Origin of the sequence: Protofrankia sp. Cj3 (assembly GCF_917627355.1) — a bacterium.
Classification (GTDB): Bacteria; Actinomycetota; Actinomycetes; order Frankiales; family Frankiaceae; genus Protofrankia.
Genome location: NZ_CAKJTR010000118.1, coordinates 9,600 through 15,477, shown reverse-complemented (window position 1 = coordinate 15,477; position 5,878 = coordinate 9,600). Strand labels below are relative to the sequence as shown.

Genomic DNA, 5,878 nt, shown 5'->3' with positions numbered 1-5,878 from the left:
GCAAGTAGCGCCCGAGGCCATCGAGTACCTCGCCTCACAAATTGACAGCTTCTATGCGGCCGAGGCTACGCTAGGCCCTTACACCGTGATCCCCTCGGTACTGGTACAACAGGAGTTGCTACGCCAACTCCTCACCGTGGCCCGCGGCGATGCACGGCGGGCGCTCTTGCGCACTAACGCCGCCTATGCGGGCCTGGTGACGTGGCTTTACCAGGACGCCGGGGATTTGGGTACGGCCTCCCATTGGGCGAATCACACGCTGGAACTCGCCCACCGGGTCGGGGATACCCAGCTTATCCGTCACGCCCTGACTAATAAGGCCATGATCTGCACCGACGAGCAGGACGGCCCCGGCACACTGGACCTCACAAGCGCGGCCCTTGTGGATGAAACGGAGTTGTGCCCGAAGGTGCGGGTACAGGCAATGCAACAATCCGCCCACGGCTTTGCCCTCATGGGCAACCGCCGGGGCGCTGATTACGCTTTGGATAAAGCCGCCGCGCTCCTGCCCCAGGTGGATGACGATTACCCCTGGTACAACGCCTGCCGCCGGACCCCCGGCTACATCGAGGCCCAGCGCGCCACCTGCTACAACAGGCTTGGCCTCGGCGCGGAGGCGGTGGCCCTGTGGGAGCAGGTGATAACCGGCCTGCCCACGACCGCGCGGCGGGATGCGGGCGTTTACCGGGCGCGTCAGGCCGTAGCCTCCGCCCAAGCCCACCAGCCGGACGCCGTGGTTGGCGCCGTGCGCCAGGCCGTCACCATCGCCCAAGAAACCAGTTCGGCGCGGCTGCGCCAGGAATTGGAGGGCGTCTGGCATCACCTCACCCCCTGGCACGCTGATCCGGTGGGGCACGAGGTAAAGGAATTGCTCGCCCAACTGTAGGAGGGTGTGACATGGGAGTACGCGACCCGCTACCGGCCGAGGAAGTCACCCGCCGCCTCAGCGCGCTACCGGGCTGGGAAAAAGCCCCGGATCGGGAAGAAATTCATAAAAGCTTTCACCTGGACTACTACACCAGCGTCAAGGCGATCAACGACGTAATGGGACCAGCCCAGGAGCTTGAGCACCATCCAGATATTGACCTGCGCTGGGAGACCCTGCACTTTAGCCTCACCACCTACACGGCCGGGCAGAAGATTACGGAACTCGATTTTTTGCTGGTGGCCCGAATCGAGGACGTGATGGCTAAATATATTCCGGCCGGATGAGTGCGGCCTCAAATGGGCGAGGGGTCCAGAGACAACGATGGCTCTGGACCCCGTGATGCCGGTGTTACGTTGGGAGGGGCGCGACTACGGGTTTGGTGAGTGCGATTACTGGCCCCAGCGGTGGGCGATTAGGTACGCGCCCGGCGCCCCCGCACGCCCCGTGCCTTCTCCAGTGCCGCGTCAGGCACGACCTTCCGGAACTCGGGCAGGGTCACGGCGAATTGGCGGGCCTGGTCTTCGCCGGGCAGCCTCACCGCGCACAGCACGATGTCCCCCGCTTCCTTCATTGCCGCCACTTCTGACGGCAAAATGTCGAGCTGGCAGGGCGCATCCAGCAGCGGGTGGGTTTTGACGGTGAGGGCGCCGAACTCCTCGTCATCCGCCATTTCCCCGGAGATGTCGGAGACCTTCTTTTGTACGGTGGCCACGGCCTTCCCTTCGGGCTGTAACGATAACGGCCATGATCCACTATTGGGGAAATTGTTATTTCCATCAAGACTTGACTGACAAAAAATGGCCGCTCGCCTGTCCGGTCGGGTCGAGGTTGCCGGCCCATTCGTGGCCTTGGGGTGCAATTGTTGCGGGTTTTCAGCGGCGATTCTTGCGTATAATTGCCGCCGCAACCGTCCCCTCCGCCGATGGGCCATCCGGCATAGATGGTGACGGGTCGAACACTAACGGTGGATATGCGACCCCTACCTTAGCCACGGTTCTGCTCACAGAACTTGCCGAAAGTCGTGCGCCTCGCGCGATCACGCTACATGCCCACAAGATCGGGAACCATGGCAAGCTGCACAGAAGGCCGCCGGCTCGGCGCTGCCGACCCTGCTCCAAGGTGGAGAATTTGCTAAACTTCCCCTGTGGACGAGTGGGAAGTCCGCGTCACGAACGAGTTCCTGGCCTGGGTCAACGGGCTCGATCCGAGGTCCAAGGCGCTCGTCGTCGACGCGATCGACCGTTTGAACCCGCCCAGGTCACTTGTCCCGAGCGGCCGACAGCGATGGAAATCCACGCCATCAGCCTGGCCTGGGACACCAACGTGGCGTAACCACGACAGTCGAGCTTGTCCGCCGACCGGAGAAACCCCCGGTTGACTGGTTGAGCCAACCGGGGGCGGGGAGTTAAACGCCGAGATCGGCAGGGTGCGGACGGCTCTCGCCGCAGAACACCCGGATACCCATCAGGGTGATGGCGCAAGCCCTAATCTCGGACGTTTATTTCCAGCGCTGGAAGTTGCCGCCGTTGCAGCCCAGCGTGTAGACGCTGCCGCTGGCATTGCTGTCCAAGCAGAATCCTGTCGCCACGTTCTTAATCTCGTACCCGTACGTGCCCTTATAGGTGACTTTCCACTGCTGGTAACTGCCACCGTTGCAGCCCAGCGTGTAGACACTGCCATTGGCATTGCTGTCCAGGCACCGGCCGGTCTGATAGTCCTTGATCTGGTCCCCGTAGGTAAGCGGGGTGTTGGTCCACAGCTGGTAGCCACCGCCGTTACAGCCCAGCGTGTAGACGCTGCCGCTGGTGTTGCTGTCCAGGCACCGCAACGTGGCGGTGTTCTTCCAGGTCCACGGCCCTCCGGACAATGCCGAAGCGCTGCTTGCCGTGAACCCCAAAAAGACGATGGGGACGATCAGAACCGGCAGGATTCTTGCGACGAGCCTCTTACGCACGGTCTTCCTCCTCGGTGACAACCCGTAAGGCCAGATACGCGTGGCGCAGCCCGAAGCCGGCACAGGCGGCCGGCTTCGGGCCTTCATCCGCTGTCCGGGGCCGCGGGTGGAACTAGCACCTAATCAGCTAATACTGCCCATTGGCCCCTATAGCGGATGTCACATCATCGCACAATGAAACAGGTCATGCACGAAACGCGCCAGCAATGCGTAGCGTAGCAATAACAGTGCGTGGTGTAACGGCGGGTGATGTCGGTGGACTGGCCGAGGAGCTCGGTGATGAGGATGGTGGCGGCACGCACCCTGTCCGCAGCACACCTGGCCCGGGAGCTGGCCGCGGACACGTTGGCCAACCGCCGGCGGATTCTCGGATCTCCACAGAGTGGCCTAGCGAGATCACTGACTGGTTCATCGCTCACTCTGGACCGGCCTGAGCCTCAGACGTCCAGGTCACGCGGGCATCAGGTTGGCCGCGACCGTTGCTCCAAGCTCCCAGCAAGCCTCGCGCACGGCGGCGTCCACCTCGCCGACAACCGACAGGGGCTCACGCAGGCGTTTCCACTTCAGCCCGGTGGCAATCGTCTCGACCCCGCGGACCGCGCCAGTGGTGTCAGAGTTGCCGTGAACGTACAACGCATACGGTCGGCCGATGGTCGCCTCGAGCACGGGGTAGTAGATCTGGTCAAAGAAATGTTTGAGCGCCCCGGACATATATCCGATGTTCACGGGAGTCCCCAGCAGATAGGCATCCGCTGCCAGTACATCAACCGCCGTGGCGGCCAGCGCCGGCCGCACCTCCACCGTTACGCCCTCGATGGTGTCATCCCGCGCCCCTGCTATTACCGCCTCAAGCATGGCCTGCATTGTCGGCGACGGCGTATGGTGAACAACGAGTAGTGTCGGCATCGGGGCCATCCTACCGCATCTCCTTTGCCTTATCGCCTTGCCTTCCCTCTCCCGGAGAACAGGGCGGCAGCATATCGTGCGGTCCAGGCGCGGCGGCCCCAGTTCCCGATGAGACAATCAGAAGGGACGTGCCATGAGACTTGATCGAGACATACCCGCGGTCATGGCACAGACTACAATCTTGGGCCTCTGAACAGGCACGCCCAAAGACTTCGGCTCCGCCGCATGGACGAACAGATCACCGGCGGATTCCGCCGAGCTGCAGGCCGAGGACACCAAGTACGACGAGCAGGAGCGAGATGATCCTGACCGTGGTCAGGGGCTCCCCGTAGACGACGATGCCAATAATCACAATAGCCGCGGTACCGACGGCTGACCACACCGCGTAGGCGACTCCAATCGAGATCTGACGCAACACCAGGGACAGCAGGTAGAACGACAACGGATAGCAGGCGCACACGACGACCGACGGCCACAGGCGGGTGAAGCCGTCGGACGCCCGCAACGACGTAGTGGCGATGACCTCGACCGCGATCGCCGCGACCAACTGCACGACCACCACCCCGGCCACCCCTGAACCGTACCCGTGCCAGGTGCCCTTGAGAACCTGTTCCGCGGCCCCGCACGGATACCGCTGTTGATCGGCGGGACTGTGCTCAGCGCCTGTTTGAGATCATTATTCCGGCTCGCCCCGCCCGGTCAGCCCCTCACCGCCCCTCACCGCGACAAGGCCGCCGACTGCTGCACGGCCAGACAGTCTTTTCCGAACAGTCTGTTGTTATCTCTGAGCAGATACACGCAGGTGGGTGTGGCAGCCGATCTGCGGACATCAGGCACCTCCAGCACGGCCAGTTCCCTGTTGTCGGCCACTCGGGCGCCCCTGAAATCGAAATCCGCTGTCACCGTGGCGTACTCCGGGTCCCGCTGGGAGCCGGTGATGTCCCGCAGTTGCTGACCGACCGAGGATGGGCTCGGCGTGAACCTCCCTAATCTCTCCGGGTAGCCTTTGGGCGCGCTCGCCGCACGCAGAAACAAGCCGACAGCATCATAGGCGAGGCCGACTCGCTCACCCGGCCACCGCAGTCCCGGGACCGGCTGCGGCTGCCCGTCGCCTCCTGACAACAGCTCCGGCAACCTGTTCTTGTAGAGCTCACCCAAGTCCGTGCAGAAATTCGCCATAGCCCCTTGACCCGGATTGTTGTCAGGTTTGTAAATACCCCTGAAACAATCCTGACCAGCGAGGACGACCGCACTGGCCTTGGAGACGTAATCGACTGTCACGCCCGCGGGAATCCTGCTGGTCTCCGGCGTGGCGGCATCGGAGGAGCCGGTGACAGCGATGACACGGGATACCGCGTCGTCAGCGACGATCGGCACATCTTTGCACTGGCCGTGGACGTAGTTAACGAATTTCGCGAAATCCTCATGGCGGCCCGCGTAAAAAAGTACGGTATCACCCCCCTCGCAGGATTCACTACTGGATCCCGGCTGGCTCCGAGCCGTCCACGCCCGGTCATGGTACTTCTCTTTTAATTCCTCCTTCAAATCATCTACCAAGGTCGATACGTACCTGTCCTTGGGTTCTACAGTATCCTCGTATCGGTAGGAGACGAGCACCCGAGTTTTTTTCAGATAGGTTGCGTACCTCGCCACCAGCTGCGCCTCCTTCTTGTTCGTCGGCACCAGCTGGAAATACAGTGGAGAGAAGTCAGCCATCCCATCCCCCGACAATGTTGTCGCCATTACTGGGATGCCGTTCCGCCCCAGTTCCGCGATGGCGTCCTCAGTCTCCGGGATGCTGCGGTCCAGGCCCAGGACGCCGACCACGCTCCGGTCCGTGAAGAGCGGTACGAGGTTCTTCCTGACCACGTCGACCGCGCTGCTCATACGCGATCCGCCATTGGCTATGACAATCCGCAGCAGTGGCTGGTCAGATCTGTCCGCGCCGGCAAAATTGCAAGCCCCGTCCGCTGCGAGGACACCGTTCTGGGTGGTCTGCCTGAGCAGAATTCCTTCAAGCTCCTCGCTCTGCGCCGCGCTCCACGCATCCCCCTCGTCCAATGCCGTGCTCAACCCGGCCAGATAGACCA

The 5,878-nt window shown here is 62.5% G+C and carries 6 protein-coding genes and 1 pseudogene; 2 read left to right on the top strand and 5 right to left on the bottom strand.

Features of this window, described 5'->3' with window-relative positions:
- A partial coding sequence (locus MJ783_RS15820) for a transcriptional regulator (RefSeq protein ID WP_239311211.1) occupies positions 1–886 on the top strand: 886 nt, incomplete at its 5' end.
- 11 nt (positions 887–897) lie between these two features.
- Positions 898–1,212, top strand: coding sequence for a 4a-hydroxytetrahydrobiopterin dehydratase (locus MJ783_RS15815; protein WP_239311210.1), 315 nt, complete (start codon positions 898–900; stop codon positions 1,210–1,212).
- A gap of 128 nt (positions 1,213–1,340) precedes the next feature.
- On the opposite strand, the gene MJ783_RS15810 is transcribed toward MJ783_RS15815, so the two are convergent.
- The 5 genes and pseudogenes from MJ783_RS15810 to MJ783_RS15790 form a co-directional block, all read right to left on the bottom strand.
- Positions 1,341–1,640 carry a hypothetical protein gene (locus tag MJ783_RS15810; RefSeq protein WP_239311209.1) on the bottom strand — a complete coding sequence of 100 codons (300 nt, stop codon included), beginning with the start codon at positions 1,638–1,640 and terminating at the stop codon, positions 1,341–1,343.
- 786 nt (positions 1,641–2,426) lie between these two features.
- The gene (locus MJ783_RS15805) at positions 2,427–2,882 is read right to left on the bottom strand and encodes a ricin-type beta-trefoil lectin domain protein (RefSeq protein ID WP_239311208.1); all 456 of its coding nucleotides are present in this window, start codon (positions 2,880–2,882) and stop codon (positions 2,427–2,429) included.
- Between the two features lie 450 nt (positions 2,883–3,332).
- On the bottom strand, positions 3,333–3,797 hold the full coding sequence (locus tag MJ783_RS15800) for a flavodoxin family protein (RefSeq protein ID WP_239311207.1): 465 nt from the start codon (positions 3,795–3,797) through the stop codon (positions 3,333–3,335).
- A gap of 229 nt (positions 3,798–4,026) precedes the next feature.
- On the bottom strand, positions 4,027–4,350 hold the full coding sequence (locus tag MJ783_RS15795) for a multidrug efflux SMR transporter (RefSeq protein WP_239311206.1): 324 nt from the start codon (positions 4,348–4,350) through the stop codon (positions 4,027–4,029).
- A 155-nt stretch (positions 4,351–4,505) separates the two neighbouring features.
- Positions 4,506–5,878 (bottom strand): annotated as a pseudogene (locus tag MJ783_RS15790) (hypothetical protein); the annotation flags it as partial.

Bases quoted from the DNA above. Each gene is read 5' to 3' on its own strand.
- MJ783_RS15815 (WP_239311210.1), top strand. From the start codon at position 898: ATGGGAGTACGCGACCCGCTACCGGCCGAGGAAGTCACCCGCCGCCTC.
- MJ783_RS15800 (WP_239311207.1), bottom strand. From the start codon at position 3,797: ATGGCCCCGATGCCGACACTACTCGTTGTTCACCATACGCCGTCGCCG.